This window comes from Bifidobacterium asteroides, assembly GCF_030758775.1.
GTDB classification, from domain to species: Bacteria; Actinomycetota; Actinomycetes; order Actinomycetales; family Bifidobacteriaceae; genus Bombiscardovia; species Bombiscardovia kimbladii.
In genome coordinates this window covers 1,632,257-1,650,119 of record NZ_CP132384.1, presented here as the reverse complement: position 1 = coordinate 1,650,119, position 17,863 = coordinate 1,632,257, and the positions used below count along the sequence as shown (strand labels likewise).

The 17,863-nt window shown below is 59.5% G+C and carries 16 protein-coding genes and 1 tRNA gene; 16 read left to right on the top strand and 1 reads right to left on the bottom strand.

Annotated features, from left to right (window positions below; translation table 11 throughout):
* Positions 1-250: 250 nt before the first annotated feature.
* The 14 genes from RAM15_RS06725 to yicI all read left to right on the top strand — a co-directional run bounded on the left by RAM15_RS06725 (position 251) and on the right by yicI (position 12,320).
* A complete protein-coding gene (locus tag RAM15_RS06725; RefSeq protein WP_029678055.1) occupies positions 251-712 on the top strand; it encodes an Hsp20/alpha crystallin family protein in 462 nt (153 codons plus the stop codon).
* Between the two features lie 184 nt (positions 713-896).
* Positions 897-1,115 (top strand): translation initiation factor IF-1, encoded by a 219-nt coding sequence (gene infA / locus RAM15_RS06720; RefSeq protein ID WP_015022331.1) that lies wholly within the window; start codon positions 897-899, stop codon positions 1,113-1,115.
* A gap of 25 nt (positions 1,116-1,140) precedes the next feature.
* On the top strand, positions 1,141-1,254 hold the full coding sequence (rpmJ, locus tag RAM15_RS06715) for a 50S ribosomal protein L36 (protein WP_015022330.1): 114 nt from the start codon (positions 1,141-1,143) through the stop codon (positions 1,252-1,254).
* 132 nt (positions 1,255-1,386) lie between these two features.
* A complete protein-coding gene (rpsM, locus tag RAM15_RS06710; RefSeq protein ID WP_015022329.1) occupies positions 1,387-1,764 on the top strand; it encodes a 30S ribosomal protein S13 in 378 nt (125 codons plus the stop codon).
* 80 nt (positions 1,765-1,844) lie between these two features.
* On the top strand, positions 1,845-2,243 hold the full coding sequence (gene rpsK, locus RAM15_RS06705; RefSeq protein WP_015022328.1) for a 30S ribosomal protein S11: 399 nt from the start codon (positions 1,845-1,847) through the stop codon (positions 2,241-2,243).
* A gap of 75 nt (positions 2,244-2,318) precedes the next feature.
* Positions 2,319-3,314 (top strand): DNA-directed RNA polymerase subunit alpha, encoded by a 996-nt coding sequence (locus RAM15_RS06700; RefSeq protein WP_015022327.1) that lies wholly within the window; start codon positions 2,319-2,321, stop codon positions 3,312-3,314.
* Positions 3,315-3,438: 124 nt separating this feature from the next.
* Complete coding sequence (gene rplQ / locus RAM15_RS06695; RefSeq protein WP_101432775.1) at positions 3,439-4,083, top strand: 50S ribosomal protein L17; 645 nt, start codon at positions 3,439-3,441, stop codon at positions 4,081-4,083.
* A gap of 78 nt (positions 4,084-4,161) precedes the next feature.
* Complete coding sequence (locus RAM15_RS06690; RefSeq protein ID WP_306221284.1) at positions 4,162-5,124, top strand: tRNA pseudouridine synthase A; 963 nt, start codon at positions 4,162-4,164, stop codon at positions 5,122-5,124.
* Between the two features lie 108 nt (positions 5,125-5,232).
* A tRNA-Ser gene (locus RAM15_RS06685) sits at positions 5,233-5,318 on the top strand.
* 111 nt (positions 5,319-5,429) lie between these two features.
* The gene (locus tag RAM15_RS06680) at positions 5,430-6,458 is read left to right on the top strand and encodes a LacI family DNA-binding transcriptional regulator (RefSeq protein ID WP_306221283.1); all 1,029 of its coding nucleotides are present in this window, start codon (positions 5,430-5,432) and stop codon (positions 6,456-6,458) included.
* Positions 6,459-6,662: 204 nt separating this feature from the next.
* Entirely contained in the window at positions 6,663-7,955 is a 1,293-nt protein-coding gene (locus tag RAM15_RS06675; RefSeq protein WP_257468522.1) for an ABC transporter substrate-binding protein, read from the top strand.
* A 112-nt stretch (positions 7,956-8,067) separates the two neighbouring features.
* Complete coding sequence (locus tag RAM15_RS06670; protein WP_121914085.1) at positions 8,068-9,036, top strand: carbohydrate ABC transporter permease; 969 nt, start codon at positions 8,068-8,070, stop codon at positions 9,034-9,036.
* Positions 9,037-9,040: 4 nt separating this feature from the next.
* The gene (locus RAM15_RS06665) at positions 9,041-9,898 is read left to right on the top strand and encodes a carbohydrate ABC transporter permease (protein WP_045924802.1); all 858 of its coding nucleotides are present in this window, start codon (positions 9,041-9,043) and stop codon (positions 9,896-9,898) included.
* A 1-nt stretch (position 9,899) separates the two neighbouring features.
* Positions 9,900-12,320, top strand: coding sequence for an alpha-xylosidase (gene yicI, locus RAM15_RS06660; RefSeq protein WP_306221281.1), 2,421 nt, complete (start codon positions 9,900-9,902; stop codon positions 12,318-12,320).
* Positions 12,321-12,788: 468 nt separating this feature from the next.
* Here the strand turns inward: yicI and RAM15_RS06655 are convergent, their stop codons facing one another.
* Positions 12,789-13,604 carry a hypothetical protein gene (locus tag RAM15_RS06655; RefSeq protein WP_306221280.1) on the bottom strand — a complete coding sequence of 272 codons (816 nt, stop codon included), beginning with the start codon at positions 13,602-13,604 and terminating at the stop codon, positions 12,789-12,791.
* Between the two features lie 140 nt (positions 13,605-13,744).
* Here RAM15_RS06655 and nusA point away from each other — a divergent pair, with 140 nt between their 5' ends.
* On the top strand, positions 13,745-14,803 hold the full coding sequence (nusA, locus tag RAM15_RS06650) for a transcription termination factor NusA (protein ID WP_121914088.1): 1,059 nt from the start codon (positions 13,745-13,747) through the stop codon (positions 14,801-14,803).
* Between the two features lie 183 nt (positions 14,804-14,986).
* Positions 14,987-17,755 carry a translation initiation factor IF-2 gene (infB, locus tag RAM15_RS06645; protein ID WP_144085060.1) on the top strand — a complete coding sequence of 923 codons (2,769 nt, stop codon included), beginning with the start codon at positions 14,987-14,989 and terminating at the stop codon, positions 17,753-17,755.
* Positions 17,756-17,863: the final 108 nt, after the last annotated feature.

The window sequence follows — 17,863 nt, the reverse complement described above, 5'->3', positions numbered from 1 at the left end:
CCGTAATGTCTGACATGTGGTCATTCAAGGCCCGAAGAATGAGAGAACAAGGGAGGGCAGACAAGGCTGATGACGAAAGTTGAGTCTCCTAGACTCAACTTTTATTCCTTGGGTGAACATCGGGTATGGAACCCGGCTCCCGCGGTTTGGACAAAGTGAAGGGCAGGGAGCCCGGGAGGACAGGTCAGGATGTCCACCCGGGGTTCCGGTCCGCAGGAACTATTGACTTTGAGAATCAGGAGATGTGATTATGGCTATGTTTCCCGCATTGATGAACAATTCGATCTTTGGCGACTTCTTCGACGATCCCTTCTTCAACAACTGGCGTGACGGGCGTCGGCAGGGCCAGGGCGCCAAGAACGCGCTGAACAGCCCCTTGATGAACACGGATGTGCGCGAGAAGGACGGGCAGTACCAGCTCTCCATCGACATGCCCGGCTTCGACAAGAAAGACATCGGCCTGCGTCTGGAGGACGGCTACCTGATCGTCTCCGCCCAGAAGAACGGTGACCAGGGCGACAAGGATGACCAGGGCCGGTGGATTCGGCGTGAGCGCTACACCGGGTCCTGCTCCCGCAGTTTCTATGTAGGCGACAAGGTCCGTCAGGAGGACATTCATGCCCACTATGCCAACGGCACCCTGGAGGTGACCCTGCCCAAGACCAGCATCGAACCGGCTGACAACACGCAGAACATCGCCATCGAGGACTGAGGGCTTCGGGTCCTTATCGGACCGTCTGAATGACTGCTATACTGATTGAGCGACAGCCGTTCAGACGGCCCTTTTGTCGTGTCAACACGCTATTGCCCAATTTTGGGTCCATCAATGCTATACTTACCATTTGGCGTGTCTTTCGGCGCGCTGTGTAACCGGCCGAGGATCGGATAGAAGGCTTATGGCAAAAGATGGTGTGATCGAGGTGGAAGGGCGTGTGGTCGAGGCCCTCCCCAATGCGATGTTCCGCGTCGAGCTCGAGAACAAGCACCTGGTGCTGGCCACCATTTCCGGCAAAATGCGCAAGAACTACATCCGCATTCTGCCCCAGGATCGGGTGGTGCTCGAAATGAGTCCCTACGATCTGAACCGCGGACGGATTACGTACCGTTATAAGTAACAAGGTACACAAGCAAAGGAAAACCATGAAGGTCAGCCCTAGTGTGAAGAGAATCTGCGAGAACTGCCGCGTGATTCGTCGTCACGGCCGCGTCATGGTGATCTGCAAAAACCCACGCCACAAGCAGCGCCAGGGCTGAGCGGATTCCCAGCGGCAACGAACACCAAAGGCGCTGAGTCACAGCCGACAGGCTGAACCCCGGGTGCGCAGGCCCGGGCCGGGAGACCGGAAGACTCGGTGCACGACCTGCGTAGAACAAAAAGGAATCGCAATGGCACGTCTTGCCGGAGTCGACATCCCCAACGAGAAGCGCATAGAGATAGCCCTCACTTACATCTTCGGTGTGGGGCGTACTCGCGCCAAGGAAACACTTGCCGCGACCGGAGTGAATCCGGACACCCGCGTCAAGGATCTCACGGACGAGCAGCTCATTACGCTGCGTGATTACCTCGAGGGAAACTACAAGATCGAGGGTGATCTGCGTCGTGAGATCGACGCCGATATTCGCCGTAAGATCCAGATCAATTGCTATCAGGGCCAGCGCCACCGCAGGGGCCTGCCCGTGCGTGGCCAGCGGACCAAGACCAACGCCCGCACCCGCAAGGGGCCCAAGCGCACCGTCGCCGGAAAGAAGAAGGCGACCAAGTAAGGCCGAATGCGAAGCGGGGATGAGGGTCCCCGGTGATTCGCACTAGCAATCAGTTATTCGTGACAAGGAAACGAGGATCAATGGCAGCAGCAAAGCAGGCCGCGCGCAAGCCTCGTCGTCGGGATCGCAAGTCGGTTCCGGTCGGGCAGGCGCATATCAAGTCAACATTCAACAACACCATCATCTCCATCACCGATCCTTCCGGTGCTGTAGTGGCCTGGGCTTCAGGCGGCGACGTAGGCTTCAAGGGCTCCCGCAAGTCCACCCCTTACGCAGCGGGAATGGCCGCCGAATCCGCAGCCCGCAAGGCCATGGAGCATGGGGTCAAGAAGGTGGATGTCTTCGTCAAGGGCCCGGGTTCGGGCCGCGAGACCGCCATCCGCTCCCTGCAGTCCGCAGGCCTGGAGGTCGGTTCCATCTCTGATGTGACCCCACAGGCACACAATGGCGTTCGTCCTCCCAAGCGCCGTCGCGTCTGAGCACTAAAAAACCCATGAATCCACCCGCGAAGACCGGTGAGTGCACCACCGGTCGGAGCTGAAAGGATAGCAACAGTGCTTATTGCACAGCGTCCGACTCTTACTGAAGAAGTCGTCAATGCCCAGCGCTCCCGTTTCACCATCGAGCCGCTGGAACCCGGATTCGGGTACACCCTGGGCAACTCCCTGCGTCGTACCCTGCTGAGCTCCATACCGGGAGCGGCTGTGACCTCGGTCCGCATCTCGGGTGCCCTGCACGAGTTCACCACGCTGCCTGGTGTGGAGGAGGACGTCACTGAGATCCTGCTCAACATCAAGGGCATCGTGCTGACCAGCGAGTACGACGAGCCTGTGGTCATGTATTTGCGCAAGAGCGGCAAGGGCGAGGCCACCGCCGGGGACATCACCCCGCCGGCCGGCGTCACCGTGGCCAATCCTGATCTGCATATCGCGACCCTGGCCGAGGATGGCGAGCTGGAGATCGAGTTCACGGTGGAGCGTGGGCGTGGATACGTCCAGGCCCAGCTCAACAAGCAGGACAACGATGAGATCGGCCGCATCCCGGTCGATTCCATCTACTCTCCCGTGCTCAAGGTCAGCTACAAGGTCGAGGCCACCCGTGTCGAGCAGCGCACGGACTTCGACAAGCTGATCCTGGACGTGGAGACCAAGCCTGCCATCTCGCCGCGTGATGCGGTGGCCTCTGCTGGGTCGACCCTGGTCGAGCTCTTCGGCCTCTGCCGCGAGCTCAACACTCAGGCTGAGGGTGTGGAAGTCGGACCCGAGCCGGTGGTGGAAGAGGCGGATCCGCAGATGTCCGTGCCGATTGAGGACCTGAACCTGACGCAGCGTTCCTACAACTGCCTCAAGCGCGAAGGAATCCACACCATCGGCGAGCTGGTCTCGCATACCGAGCAGGATCTGCTTGACATCCGCAACTTCGGCATGAAGTCCATCGACGAGGTCAAGGAGAAGCTTGAGGGCATGGGGCTGTCGCTGAAGGCCTCCCCGCTGGGCTTCGACACCAATAATCTCGAGGGAGGCACCTTCTTCTCGCCTGACGACGAGTGAAGTGCAGCCGCCTTCGTATGAGCGGGCGGGGGAAGGGTTCCGTCGCCTGCTGACAGCAATTCCGGGAAGTCGGATGTTCGGGCGTATGCCCACCTGTCCTCCCGGGCCGTAAGGAGATAATCCAATGCCAAAACCTAGCAAGGGCCCACGTCTGGCCTCCAGCCCGGCGCACGAGCGGCTGATGCTGGCCAACATGGCCACCAGCCTCTTTGCCAACGGCCGTATCACGACCACTCTGCCCAAGGCCAAGCGCTTGCGTCCGCTGGCCGAGCGGCTGATCACCTTCGCCAAGCGTGGGGATCTGCCCGCCCGCCGTCGCGTCATGCGCGTCATCCGCGACAAGTCTGTGGTCCACATCCTGTTCACGCAGATCGCCGAGCAGATGCAGCAGCGTGAGGGCGGCTACACCCGCATCACCAAGATCGCGCCCCGCCGCGGAGACAACTCCCCCCAGGCCGTGATCGAGCTGGTCACCGAGCCCCTGTCGGCCAAGAAGGCCGTCGTCAAGGAGGCTGAGTCCGCAGCCAAGGTGGCCGCCAAGGACGACAATGCCGAGGTGGCTGCGGCCACTGACGCCGCCGTCGCCGAAGGCGCTGCCAAGGATGCCGTCGACCAGGCCGTTGAGGCCAACGAGTCCGATCAGGACGTGTCCCAGGCCGACCAGGCCGCCGAGGATCTGGAACAGACCGCTGACAAGGCGGATCAGGCCGAAGCCCAGGCTGAGGAAGATGCCGACGTGGCTGAGGATGCTGAGAAGTCTGCCGAGTAATCGGTTATTGCATTCGATGACGGGGTCGGGGAGCATGGCTCTCCGGCCCCGTTTGTCATTGCTGCCAGGGAGGTCTTGATGGAAGGTCAGGAAGGGAAGATGTCCCTTGTCAGGCTGCGCATGGATCTGGCTTATGACGGTGGCGGCTTCCATGGCTGGGCCCGGCAGCCAGGGCTTCGTACGGTTCAAGGTTGCATTGAGCAGGCTCTGTCTCTGATCACTGGAGCCCGCAGCTCACAAGGCGGCGTTCCCCATAACCACGACGTCTGGGAACCAAGACTGGTCGTGGCTGGCAGGACCGACACCGGGGTTCATGCATCCCACCAGGTTGCTCACCTGGACATTCCCGATGTTGTGCTCGAGTCCTGCAGGGGCCATATGGAGGTCAATGGTGTTGTGGCCTTGGAACGCCGTCTACGGCACCTGCTGCCTGCCGACATCGTTCTGCTCGGTCTCAGATTGGCCCCTGCGGGATTCGATGCCCGCTTCTCTGCTATGGAACGCACCTACCTGTATCGGGTCAGCCAGGGGGGCCAGCCAGGGGATCCCCGCATGCGGGGCTATGTGCTGGATCTGGAGGGGAGCCTGGATCTGCAAGCTATGAACGAGGCCGCAAGAGCGTGTATCGGCTTGCATGACTTCGGATCCTTCGCCAGGCCAAACCCTGGCGGCACGACCATCCGCAAGGTCCTGGCCGCACACTGGGATCTGGTTCCGGCCGTGAATCTGTTCGGTGCGGCTCCGGACCAGAGTGTTGTCGGGTACCTTCCGACTTTCATGGAATCCGGGCTGACCGTCTTTCGGATCGTCGCTGACGCATTTGCCCATAATATGGTTCGCTCACTGGTAGCAGCATGCATTCAGGTGGGCCTGGGACGCCGGTCCGTGCAATGGTTTGCCGACAAGGTGGCCCACCCCCTGCGCGAAGGTTCCACCGGTCCCATAGATGCCCGGGGCCTGACCCTGGAGCATGTGGCCTACCCGCCTGATGACCAGCTGGCTGAACGGGCTCAGGCCATCCGGGCCCGCCGTACACTATGACCCTCTGCCTGTTCATGGTAACCGTTGCCTGCGCCACGCCGCTTGCCTGGTAGGGACTCTGTGGCATAATAGAAAAGTTGTTGTTCGGCAGTGTCGGGCAACGACCATGGTTGAGTGTCCGAGCGGTCTAAGGAGCACGCCTCGAAAGCGTGTGAGGGCAACTCCCTCCGCGAGTTCGAATCTCGCCTCAACCGCCCCCACTGGTCCCGGCCCGACGGTCGGGGCCTTTTTTCGTATACTGTCTGTTGATGGCATGTGCACGATTGAGATAAAGGGGCTCATGCCTTCCTGCTGAAGGAGGTCCTTTGGTCGGCATCAAAGACGTGGCCGCTCTGGCGGGAGTTTCCATAAGTACTGTTTCCTATGTATTCTCGGGCAAGCGACCGGTAAGCGACGCGACGAAGATCAGGGTTCTCAAGGCAGTCCAGCAATTGGATTACCACCCCGGATCAGGAGCCGCCATGCTCCGAAGGGACCGCAGAACCCATCTGATCGTGCTGAGCTCGCCAATGCATCCCTATACCGACTATTCGAACTACGCCACCTTTTTCTTCGCCGTAGTTGCCAGGGCCAGACACTACCACTACAACGTGGTCCTTTTGATGGATGAGGACGATACGGACGAACTCCTGAGAATGTCATACAGTGGCATGATCGATGGCGTCCTCCTCTTGGATGTGACCATGGAAGATCCGCGGGTAGCCCAGGCGCATACCTCCTTGGTGCCCTATGTCTCCATTGGATATGCCAGAGATTCGTCCAAACTGCTTTCCGTTGACGTAGATTTTCATGCCATGGGCCGACGTGCTGTCGATGAGTTCTATCGGATGGGCCATCGGCATATGCTCATGATCGGATCCAACAGTCAGTCCTACGAGGAAGGCTCCAATTTCCTGGTTCGGACCAAAAAGGCCGCCATAGACAGGGCCCGGGTACTGGGTATAAAGACGACTTTCCTGTGTTCCACCGGCGACGATGCCAGGCATGTCAGTCAATTGATCGATCAGGCTTTCCGGTTGGACCCTGAGATAACGGCGATCATGGCCCAGACCAGCATCAGCCACATGAACAACACCATTGTTGCGTTGTCAAAACGAGGGCTTTCGATCCCGAAGAATATTTCCATGCTGGCTTTAAGCACTTTTGGCAATGCTTCCGTTCTCGAGCGTCCTCTTGATGAGATTCCCATGATGCCGCATGAAACTTGTTCCCGCGGGGTGGACATGCTGATGGAGTGTTTGGAAGGCATTGGGAAAAAGCCGGGAACAGTGGAGCTGATCCGTTCCGACTATAAGCGCAGGGGATCCGTGGGCCCGGTTCGGCCACATAGCTGAGAACCGTAAGCGATCGCTGTGGCGCCCAGGCTGCCACATTGGCGGAAAACCGGAGTCTCGGTAGTGTCATAGGTTATCGAAAAACGTCGAAATACTATGTCAATTATAGTCAAATCATTAAATTATTAAATGGTTGTCCAATAAGGAGAATCATCAAGCGATGAAGCTAGGAAAAGAGGAGCGATGAAGTTTCCCCGGAGAATCATGGCAGCTGTTACGGCTGTGGCAAGTCTGGCGGGCATCATGGCCTTATCCGGATGCGGCGGCAGTGACAGCGCCCAAGAGGAGCATCCTGATTCCATCAAGATCTGGTATTACGAGGAGGATAACGGTGCCCAGGGCAAGGCCTGGAAGCAGGCCATTGCTGATTTCCAGAAGAAGACCGGCATCAAGGTCAACTTCGAGAAGAAGACCTTCGAGCAAATCAGGCAAAACGCCAGCCAGATCCTCAACTCTGATGACGCCCCGGATGTGATGGAGTACAACAAAGGCAACGCTACTGCGGGCCTGCTTTCAAGCCAGGGCCTGCTGTCCAACCTCAACGACTATGTCAAGAAATACCAATGGAACAAGAAGATCACTGGATCCTTGGCGGTCCCGGGCCGTTATGACGAGAAGGGTGTTATGGGATCCGGCGACTGGTACGGCATCACCACCTATGGCGAGGAGGTGATCATGTACTACAACAAGGACATGTTCGACAAGTACGGCATCGCCATACCCAAGACCATGTCCGAATTGGAGCAGGCCATGCAAAAGTTCAAGGACAACGGCGTCACAGCCTTGTCTGAGGGCGTGGCTGAATACCCGCTTCAACATCTCTGGTGGCAGTTGGTCCTTCAAAAAGCCGATCAGCGCTTGATCAACGCCTATCAGCGCTACGACGGCAAGGTGGACTGGCAAGGCCCGGCCATGACCTATGCCACTGATACCATCAAGGACTGGGTCAACAAGGGGTACATCAGCAAAGACTCTACGGGTCTCAAAGCCGAGGATGCCGGACAGAACTTCATGAAGGGGACCTACCCCATGCTCTTCTCGGGCTCTTGGTGGTTCGGACGTTTCCAAAGCGACATCCCCAATGTCAATTGGGAGGTCGGCCTCTTCCCTGAAACCAAGAAGATTCCCGGCGGATCGGGCAACATCTGGGTGATTCCCGAGCGTTCCAAGAAAAAGGACGCTGCAGCGAAGTTCATCGACATGACGCTGAGCAAAGAGAATCAGAACCTGATGGGCAACTCCGGCGGATTGCCCATTGCAGCAGATCCTGCCCAGATAAGCGATCCCAAGAGCAAGGAGCTGATCGCCGGTTTCAACCAGGTCATCAAGGATGATCGTCTGGGCTACTATCCGGACTGGCCTACCTCAACCTTCTATGACGAGCTCAATGCGGGTCTGCAGGAGTTGGTCAACGGGACCAAGGACACCAAGGCCGTGCTGACGGAGCTTCAGGGCAAATATGACAAAGGCGTCGAGACATCGGGGCTGAAAAAGTAGTCAAACCATAGGCCGGCGGGTGCGCTCTTGATACGGCCTCGCCGGCTTCCACCCCGCTGCCATCTGCGGCGGGCCCTGATAGACACATTTTCAGGCTGAGGAGAAACGAACAATGGGATCTCGAAGTGCAAATCCTGCACCGGTCGCTGCCAAGACCGATGAGGAACGCGGGATGTCCAGGATACCGGGCAATCCCTCCAATCGATTCTGGTGGTATCTGATACCGGGGCTGCTGGTTCTTTTATGGATCATCATCGTGCCGGCAATCTGGAATATTTATTTAAGCTTTACCAACTACCGTGGGATACGGCCTCCGCGGTGGATCGGGATTGACAACTGGTCGCGGCTGATCAGGGATGCTACATTCTGGGCTTCTTTCCGCAACTCCATCTGGATGATCGTGGCCATGGTCGTCATTCCCATTCTTATCGGCCTGATTCTGGCCTCGCTGGTTTTCGATGTGGTCCAAAAAAGGTTCGGAGCCAAGACCGCTTCAACCATGCGCGCTGTTTACTACTTCCCTCAGCTCCTGCCTATCTCGGTGGCGGCTCTGGTCATGGGCTGGATCTTCCGACCCGAGAACGGCGCTCTCAATGCCATACTCAAAGGCATGGGGCTGGGACGTTTTCAGCATAACTGGCTGGGATCGCCCGACACCGCCTTGATATTCCTGATGATCATCATGATTTGGATCCAGCTGGGTTATCCCCTGGTCATATTCATGTCCGGTCTGCAGCGTGTCGATCCTGAGCTCTACGAAGCGGCGAGTCTGGACGGGGCCAATTGGTGGCAGCGGTTCAAAGTCATTACCCTGCCGGCAATCAAGCCGGAAATCTTCGTGGTAGCCCTGACCTGCACCATCGCAGCCTTGAAAGTTTTCGCTCCGGTGTACATGCTGACCAAGGGAGGGCCGGGCGACAGCACCATCGTGCCCTCATACTATTCGTACACGCAGTTCTTCCAATCGCAACAGGTCGGCTATGGCGCCGCCATATCCACGGCTCTGACCATCGTCATCATCGTGATCTCTGTCGTTTTCACCAACGTCCAGCAGCGGGTCGAGCAAGAGGACGAGGAGTAGCATCATGACAGCTGTAAGCAAGATTCCAAAGGCACGGAAAAATCGGACGACAGGAGATTGGCTGATTCTGGCCTTGCTGATCGTCGGCGGACTGATCATGCTCTTCCCGTTTTTTGTTCTTCTGCTGAACGCCTTCAAAACCACGGCAGACTACAACGCCTCAGGTCCTCTTTCCTGGCCGCACGAATTCAGTGCCGCTGGACTGGTGAAATTCTGGACCAGAGTTCGATTCCCGCAGAAAGTCTGGAACAGCGTATGGATTTGTGCACTGGTGTCATTCCTGGCTGTCGGGCTGTCGGTGCTGAACTCCTTCGCTCTGGGCATCGGCCGCGTCAAGGGCAGGCGCTGGATCGTCCTGCTGATTATGCTGGCTAACATGATGCCGCAGGAAGCTCTGCTCTATCCGCTCTATATCATGTTCAAGGCCATGGGCCTATACAACTCGCAATGGTCGATCGTCATCATATTCACGGTCATCCAGAGCGCATTCGGCACCTATCTTCTGTCCAGCGTCTACGGAACCTTCCCCAAGGCCATTCTGGAAGCTGCCACCATAGATGGGGCCAGCCGGTGGAGAATTCTCAAAGACATCGTCTTCCCCATCTCCAAGCCGACGCTGAGCGTCATGCTGGTCTTCTTCTTCATCTGGACCTGGAATGAGTACATGATTCCCATGGCCTTCCTAATTGATAATTCCAAGCAGACGGTGCCCATTGCCATAGCGTCGCTGACAGGAGACAGGCTGATGGATGTGACCACCACGGCTGCGGCCTCACTGATCAGCATTGTGCCCACGCTGATCTTCTATCTGATCTTCCAAAGGACCCTTTCCAAGGGCATTACTACAGGAGCTGTGAAATAACATGAAGTTCACCAATGGATATTGGCTGACCCGGCCCGGCGTCGAGGCTCTCTACGCACGTTCTCCCTATGAATTGTCGGTAGGGCCGGATGGGAGGAGCATCGATGTCCTGGCTACGACCAGGGTCGTGACCGGCCGGGCCGACACCCTGAATCTGCCGACCTTCCGGATCCATGCCACCTCGCCGGCTGAAGGGATCATCCGGGTGCAGGCAACCCATTGGAAGGGGACCAGGACCTGTCCGGGCTTCCCTGTTCACGAGCAGGATCCGGATTCCGGATTCGTCAAGGCCAGCGCTCAAGGTGCTGGCGACGGCGAGGTCGGAGAAGACGGGGCTTCGGTGACTCTGACATCGGGCAACCTGAGCCTGACCATGACCAAGGGGCCCGTCTTCGACATGGCTTTTGCCTGCGAGGGCAAGGAGCTCACCCATGCCAGGGGCAAGTCTCTGGCAAGGTTCGCTTTGGCTCCCGACGCCGCCGTAAGTACGCAACCGGTGGGGGAGTTCGGCGTAGCGCCCACGGCCAGGGCCTATGATGAGTCTCCGGTCTTCACTGCCATTCAACTTGGCTTGTCAGTCGGGGAAAGGGTCTACGGCTTTGGCGAAAGGTTCGGCCCATATCTGAAGAACGGGCAGAGCATAGACATCTGGAACGAAGATGGCGGCACAGCCAGCGAGCAAGGCTATAAGGACATTCCCTTCTATATGACCAGCAAGGGCTACGGTGTTCTGGTCAACAACCGCGGGCATGTCTCCTTCGAGGTGGCCACAGAAAACACGGAGACCGTGCAGTTCAGTGTGCCTGGCGAAGTTCTGGACTTCTATCTGATCGCCGGACCGAATCCTGAACGAATCCTGGAGCGATACACGGCTCTGGTGGGTCGTCCGGCCAAGGTCCCCGCCTGGTCATACGGTCTCTGGCTGACCACATCCTTCACCACGAAATATGACGAGAAGACCGTGACATCCATGATCGATGGCATGGCTCGACGGCATATTCCCCTGAGCGTGTTTCACTACGACTGCTATTGGATGAGGGAATTCCACTGGACCGACTTCCAATGGGATCGACGCTTCTTCCCTGACATAGAGGGGACCCTGGGACGCCTCCACCGCGAGAAGGGGCTGCATGTCTGCGCCTGGATCAATCCGTATATCGGGCAGGAAAGCGCCCTCTTTGACCAGGCTGCAGACAAGGGCTACCTGGTTCGCAAACCCAATGGAGACATATGGCAGACCGATCTTTGGCAGGCCGGCATGGGGTTGGTGGATTTCACTAATCCGGACGCTTGCAAGTGGTTCAAAGAGCACGTCAAGCATCTCCTCAAGCAAGGAGTGGACGCCATCAAGACCGATTTCGGTGAGCGCATCCCTGCCGATGTGGTCTGGTTCGACGGCTCGGATCCTGCGAGCATGCATAACTGGTATACGCAACTGTACAATCAGACCGTTTTCAAGGCCATCGAAGAGGTGTACGGAAAAGGGCAGGCTTGCTTGTATGCCCGATCTGCCACGGTGGGTGGCCAGCAGCAGCCTGTTCACTGGGGCGGCGACTGCGAATCCACCTTCAACGGCATGGCGCAGACCTTGCGGGCCGGCCTGTCGCTGGTAAGTTCCGGTTTCGGTTTCTGGAGCCACGATATCGGTGGTTTTGAAGGAGCAAGACCCGACCCTGCCGTTTACAAACGCTGGATAGCGTTCGGCCTGCTCTCCTCTCACTCCAGGCTGCACGGCTCCACTGTCTACCGGGTCCCCTGGCTCTTCGATGAGGAGGATCAGCGCAGGGGAGTGGTCAATCCTCCTGAGCAGACCGCAGTGAGCGTGCTGCGAAAGTTCACCAGGTTGAAGATATCCATGATGCCCTACCTCTACCAGGTCGGACTTGGTGCACATGAGCGCGGCCTCCCGGTCATGCGTTCCATGTTCATGGAGTTCCCTGACGACAGGACGGCGCTGGATTGCGACCGTCAGTACATGCTGGGGCCCTCGCTGTTGGTGGCGCCGGTTTTCTCATACACGGGTGATGTGGAATACTACCTGCCCAAGGGGGTTTGGACGGATTGGTTCACTGGTCGCCAGGTGGACTGTCGGCAGTCCGGCCAGTGGATGCATGAAAAGCATGGCTTCGACACAGTTCCGCTCTGGGTGCGTGATGGCACTGTTTTGGTCACTCGCCCGGGACAGGACTCAACAGAATATGCTTATGGAACCGATTCTACGGTCTCGGTCTTCCTGGCTCACGATGGAAGAGCCAGTGCGACGGTGACCGAGGAAGATGGAAGCAGCCTGGTTTTCCAGGCGGAACGCTCAGGAAGCACAGTAACCATCACTTCCTCGGACGGTCGGGAATTCACCGGTTGCCTGGGGATGGGTGAGGGTAAGGCTTCCCGGAGCGGGCGTCTGGTTCTGTCAGCAGATTGAACGAGGACGCCGTATCCTTATAGACCACTGTCAGTGTGCTGACTGGGTCGGATGCTGGCGTAGTTAGTGATGCATGTCCACCAAAGCCGTAGTGATTACCAGACATGCAATGCGGCTGGGCGCGCGACCCAATACCGCCAGCGGTCTGGCAGGGTCTTGAATATTGATGCTCAGCAAATAAAAGACCGTCCAATGCAGAAGGCGATGCGATGGCCAGCACCGGGTCGCCTCCTGCATTGCACGGGTTCATACCCCCCGCGTTCCTATGGAATGCTCCTGTGGAACACGTTCTATAGTATCACTGTCTGAACCCTTAACGCCACCCGCAAAGTTTCGTGAAATGTGAGGTAATGGTCACTTTATTGGTTTGATGAGCAATCTTCACGATTGGTCAGGTTTGGGCGTGCATGGGCAGAGATTACTCACATATATGAGCGCAACCTGCGGGCGGCTGATCCGTCTTGGAAGTCAGCGCCTTGGTGTCTGCAGCAGGGTTGACAAAGTGGTCGGGTAGCCGAGGTTCATGGCCATGGTTATGTGGGCTACGATCATGTCGACCAGGGCCGATGTGGCCTCCTGGCGGCTTTTCGCGTTCTGGTTGACATCAGTTCGTATCGTGCCTGAGGATCCGTTCAGTTTTCTACCCACAGCCAGAAGGGCCCGGGCCGTATCCATCTCGATCAGGGCAGGGGTAGGGGCCTGTATGCCGTTGGCAGGATCGGTGCACTCGTCGGGGTGCGCCAGCAGATCAGTGGTGGGATAGACCCCCTGCCGGGGATCGTGCTTGGTGTGACCGACCAGAATCTGTGCTGCAGTAGTGTGTGCATCGGCTAAGGTCAGCATCCATGCGGCATCCGTCTTGCGGGCCGCAAGGACCGAGAGTTCGAATCCGGAACGGTCTTCGCCGGTGATGGCCTGATCAGCTAATTCGGCGGGCAGCGCCTTGGCCAGCGGATCCAGCCGCTGTGCAGCCTGGACCAGTCTGAGCGTAGCCTTTTGGCGATTGACCTGTGCGTCGTCCTGGGAGGCCGTCAAAGCCTGGGCTGCGTGTACCGTAGCTTCGTCCAGGCGAGCAGGGCACTCGCGGGCCGCTTGAACCCAGGCCTGGGCCCGGCTGTCTGCCTGATCCTGCTGAACCCGTTCCGACTGCCGGGCCCGCGTCCATGCCTGTTCGCAGGCGGTGGGGCGGAGGTTGTCGGGGTCGTGCTGGCTGATGTGCACCGCCGAGGGTGCGCATCCTGAGATGGTGACGGCCAGCAGAAGCACTGCGATGCCGGTCCTCATCCGTCGTGCCAGGATCGCTGGCCGACGACTCGCCCACCCGTGGTATTCAGGAACCGGCTGTGTCTGCATGAAAGGCTAGAATAGTAGGCATTGCAGACTAAAAGAAGCGCAGTCTGAATAACTTCATAGGAGGTCTTGACATGGAACTGGACCTGGCTGAAATTCATCAGCTGGCACACGAACAAGGGATTGATGCCGAGACCTTGGATCAAGCATTGAGCGAGGCCCTTCTTCTGGCCTACCAGAAGTCGCCTCACGCAGCCAAGCACGCACGGGTGGAGCTGGACGAACGTGCGGGGACTTTTACCATTTGGGCACAGGACGAGATCGCTCGCGAGCCCACGCCAGAAGAGCCTGAACCGGGATATGACCTGGGCGAGGAATATGACGACACACCGAAGGATTTCGATCGGCTGGCGGCCTCCACAGCCCGTCAGGTCATCCGCCAACTCTTCCGTCAGGCTGATGACGAGCGTGTCTTCGGAGCTTTCTCGGGTCAGAAGGGCCATCTGATCACTGGAGTCGTGCAGCAGGATGCCAGCGATCCCGGCAATGTGCATGTGGCCGTGGACAATGTCGAGGCCATTCTGCCCCGCCGCGAGCAGGTGCCTGGAGAGCATTACCGGCACGGCCAGCGGATCCGCGTCTACGTGGTCAATGTCTCCCGTGGGCTCAAGGGGCCGGAAATCATCGTGTCACGTTCCCACCCAGAGCTGGTTCGCCGCCTCTTTGAGCGGGAGGTGCCCGAGCTGGTCTCCGGTGCAGTCTCCATCATGGCCATTGCCCGTGAGGCAGGGGCCAGAACCAAGATCGCGGTCCGCGCCAACACCAAAGGGGTCAATCCCAAGGGTGCGCTGATCGGTCCGGCTGGCGCTCGCGTGCGTGCCGTCATGGAGAATCTGGGACCTGAGAAGATCGACATTGTGGACTGGTCCAAGGATCCCGCCGAATTCGTGGCGGCGGCCCTGTCCCCGGCCGTGGTCCGCCAGGTGCAGATCGTCAGCGAGTCCAACCGCACCGCCATTGCCTTCATCAAGGACGCCCAGCTTTCCCTGGCCATTGGCAAAGAGGGACAGAATGCCCGTCTGGCCGCCAAGCTGACCGGATGGAAGATCGGCATCGAATCCGAGGAGGCCCACCAGCAAAAATTGCGTGAGCTGCAGGCGCAATCGGCTTCGGCTGCTGGTGAAGACGCCTGAGAGCAAACATCCGACGACACGAGTATGCTGGATCCGGTATCCCGAGTCCGGTGGTTCATGCCGTCGGCCCCGGCACAGAGACGAGGTAACACGATCATGGTCGCACGATGAGACAGGATATGTTCGCCGTCATCAAAGAGTGATCGCGCCGGTCATATGCGCGGTCCGGTAAGGAGAAAGTAAGTGCCCAAAGCACGCGTGTATGAGCTGGCCAAGGAATTTGGCGTAGACAGCAAGACTGTTCTGGCGAAATTGAAGGACATGGGCGAGTTCGTCAAATCCGCATCCTCCACGGTCGAGGCCCCTGTGGTTCGTCGACTCAAGAACGCTTTCCCTCAGAAGGGACAGGGCGACGCTGGCCAGGCCGCTGCACGAAATGCCCGGCCAGGCAGCCCTAATCATGGAAGCGGCCAGGGTCAGCACGGCCGCCCGCAGTCCGGCGGCACCCACCAGTCCACGCCTGGGCCCAAGCCCGGACAGGGCCATCGGCCTTCGGCCGGTGGCGACGCGCCACGGGGTCAGCAGCGTCCCGGTGGCCACTTCCCCAAGCCCGGTGCCCCCCAGGGCAACCGCCATGAGCATGAGCAGCGCAACCAGTCCCGTGGGCCCAAGCCTTCAGCCATGGGCAGGCCCGGACCCCAGGGATCGCGCAACAACGGTCGTCCCGGCGGATCCAACGCTGCAGCAGCGCGTCATGGTGCACGGCCGGGAGCATCCACGCCTCGTCCAGGCAACAATCCTTTCAGCCGCAAGCAGGGGATGAAGGCTCCCATGCCTTCGGACATCCCCAGGCCGCATCCTATGGCCAGGCCCACCGTCAACGACTCCCGCAGGGGCCGGGGCGGATTCCGCAACGGTCGTGGCGGTCGTTCCGGGCAGGGCGCCCGTCCAGGTCAGTGGGGCCATAACCGTCCAGGCCAGCAGACGCATCAGGGCGGCAGCCGTTTCGGCGGCGCTTCGTCGGCACCCTCAGGCGGCTTCCGCGGTGGTTCAGGTCGCGGCGGTCGTGGTCGCGGCGGCGCTGCCGGAGCCTTTGGCCGCCAGGGAGGCAAGTCCTCCAAGGCCCGCAAGAACCGGATGGCCAAGAGGCATGAATTCCAGGAGATGAAGGCACCCGTCATCGGCGGCGTGCGCATCCCCGCTGGCAATGGGCGTACCGTCAAGCTGCGCCAGGGCGCCACCCTGGCCGACCTGGCTGACAAGATCAACGTCAACCCCGCTGCCCTGGTCACGGTGCTCTTCCACCTGGGCGAGATGGCTACGGCCACCCAGTCCCTAGATGAGGCAACTTTCCAGATTCTGGGCGACGAGATCGGATGGAAGATTCGCATCGTCTCCGCCGAGGAGGAGGACAAGGAGCTCCTTCAGCAGTTCGACATCAACCTGGACGAAGAACGCGAGGACCAGGATGACAAGAACCTGCAGCCCAGGCCTCCGGTGGTTACGGTCATGGGCCATGTCGACCACGGCAAGACCCGGTTGCTGGACACCATCCGCAAGACCAACACGACCACCCAGGAGGCTGGCGGCATCACCCAGCGCATCGGAGCCTACCAGGCCACGGTCACCCTGGACGGTGAGGATCGCAAGATCACCTTCCTGGACACCCCTGGTCACGAGGCCTTTACGGCCATGCGTGCCCGTGGTGCCGAGCTGACGGATGTGGCTGTCCTGGTGGTGGCCGCGGACGACGGCGTCATGCCGCAGACCGTGGAGGCCATCAACCACGCCCAGGCCGCCCATGTGCCCATCGTGGTGGCTGTCAACAAGATCGACGTCGAGGGAGCCAATCCCCAGAAGGTGCGCGGTCAGCTGACCGAGTTCGGCCTGGTATCCGAAGAGTATGGCGGCGACACCATGTTCGTCGACATCTCCGCCAAGCTGGGCACCAACGTGGACAAGCTCCTGGAGGCCGTCCTGCTGACTGCCGACGCCGATCTTGACCTTCGGGCCAACCCCGACATGGACGCTCGCGGCGCCACGGTCGAGGCCCGCTTGGACAAGGGTCGCGGAGCTGTGGCCACTGTGCTGGTCCAGCAGGGGACCCTGCATGTGGGCGATGCCATCGTGGCTGGATCGGCCTATGGCCGTGTGCGCGCCATGCTGGACGAGAACGGCCGGCAGATGGATGCCGCAGGCCCGTCCACGCCCGTGCAGGTGCTGGGGCTCACCTCGGTGCCCACCGCCGGCGACCTCTTCCTGGTCGCGCCCGACGATCGCACCGCCCGTCAGATCGCCGAGAAGCGCGAGGCTTCGGCCCGTGCCGCTCAGCTGGCCAAGCGCCGCAAGGTGGTCTCCCTGGAGAGCCTGAAGGAGCAGTTCGCCAAGTCCGAGGTGGACATGCTCAACATCGTCATCAAGGGCGATTCCTCCGGCTCGGTCGAGGCCCTGGAGGACTCCCTGATGAAGATCGAGGTATCCGACGAGGTCGGTATCCAGGTCATCCACCGGGGCGTTGGAGCCATCACCCAGAACGACGTCAACCTGGCCACGGTCGACAAGGCCGTCATCATCGGCTTCAATGTCCGGCCCAACCGGCAGGTCCAGGATCTGGCCGACCGCGAGGGTGTGGAGATCAAGTACTACTCGGTCATCTACAACGCCATCGAGGACATCGAGGCGGCGCTCAAGGGCATGCTCAAGCCGGAGTACGAGGAGGTCACCACCTCCCACTCCGAGATCCGCGAGATCTTCCGTTCCTCCAAGTTCGGCAACATCGCGGGCGTCATGGTCCAGGACGGCACCGTCAAGCGGGGCACCAAGGCTCGCATCGCCCGCAATGGGGTGGTCACCATCAACGACCTGGAGATCTCCTCCCTGCGCCGGTTCAAGGACGATGTCAACGAGGTGTCCGAAGGCTACGAGGCTGGCATCAACCTGGGCTCCTTCAACGACATCGAAGTCGGCGATATCATCGAGACCTACGAGATGCAGGAAGTGGAACGCAAGTAGAGCCTGTCGGCCATCCGACTGTGCGTCGGAGGGTTCGTGGCGATCCGCCCCGGTCCGGGTACTCCCTGGCCGGGGCGGATGTCCATGAATGCGACGATTAGTCGCAGA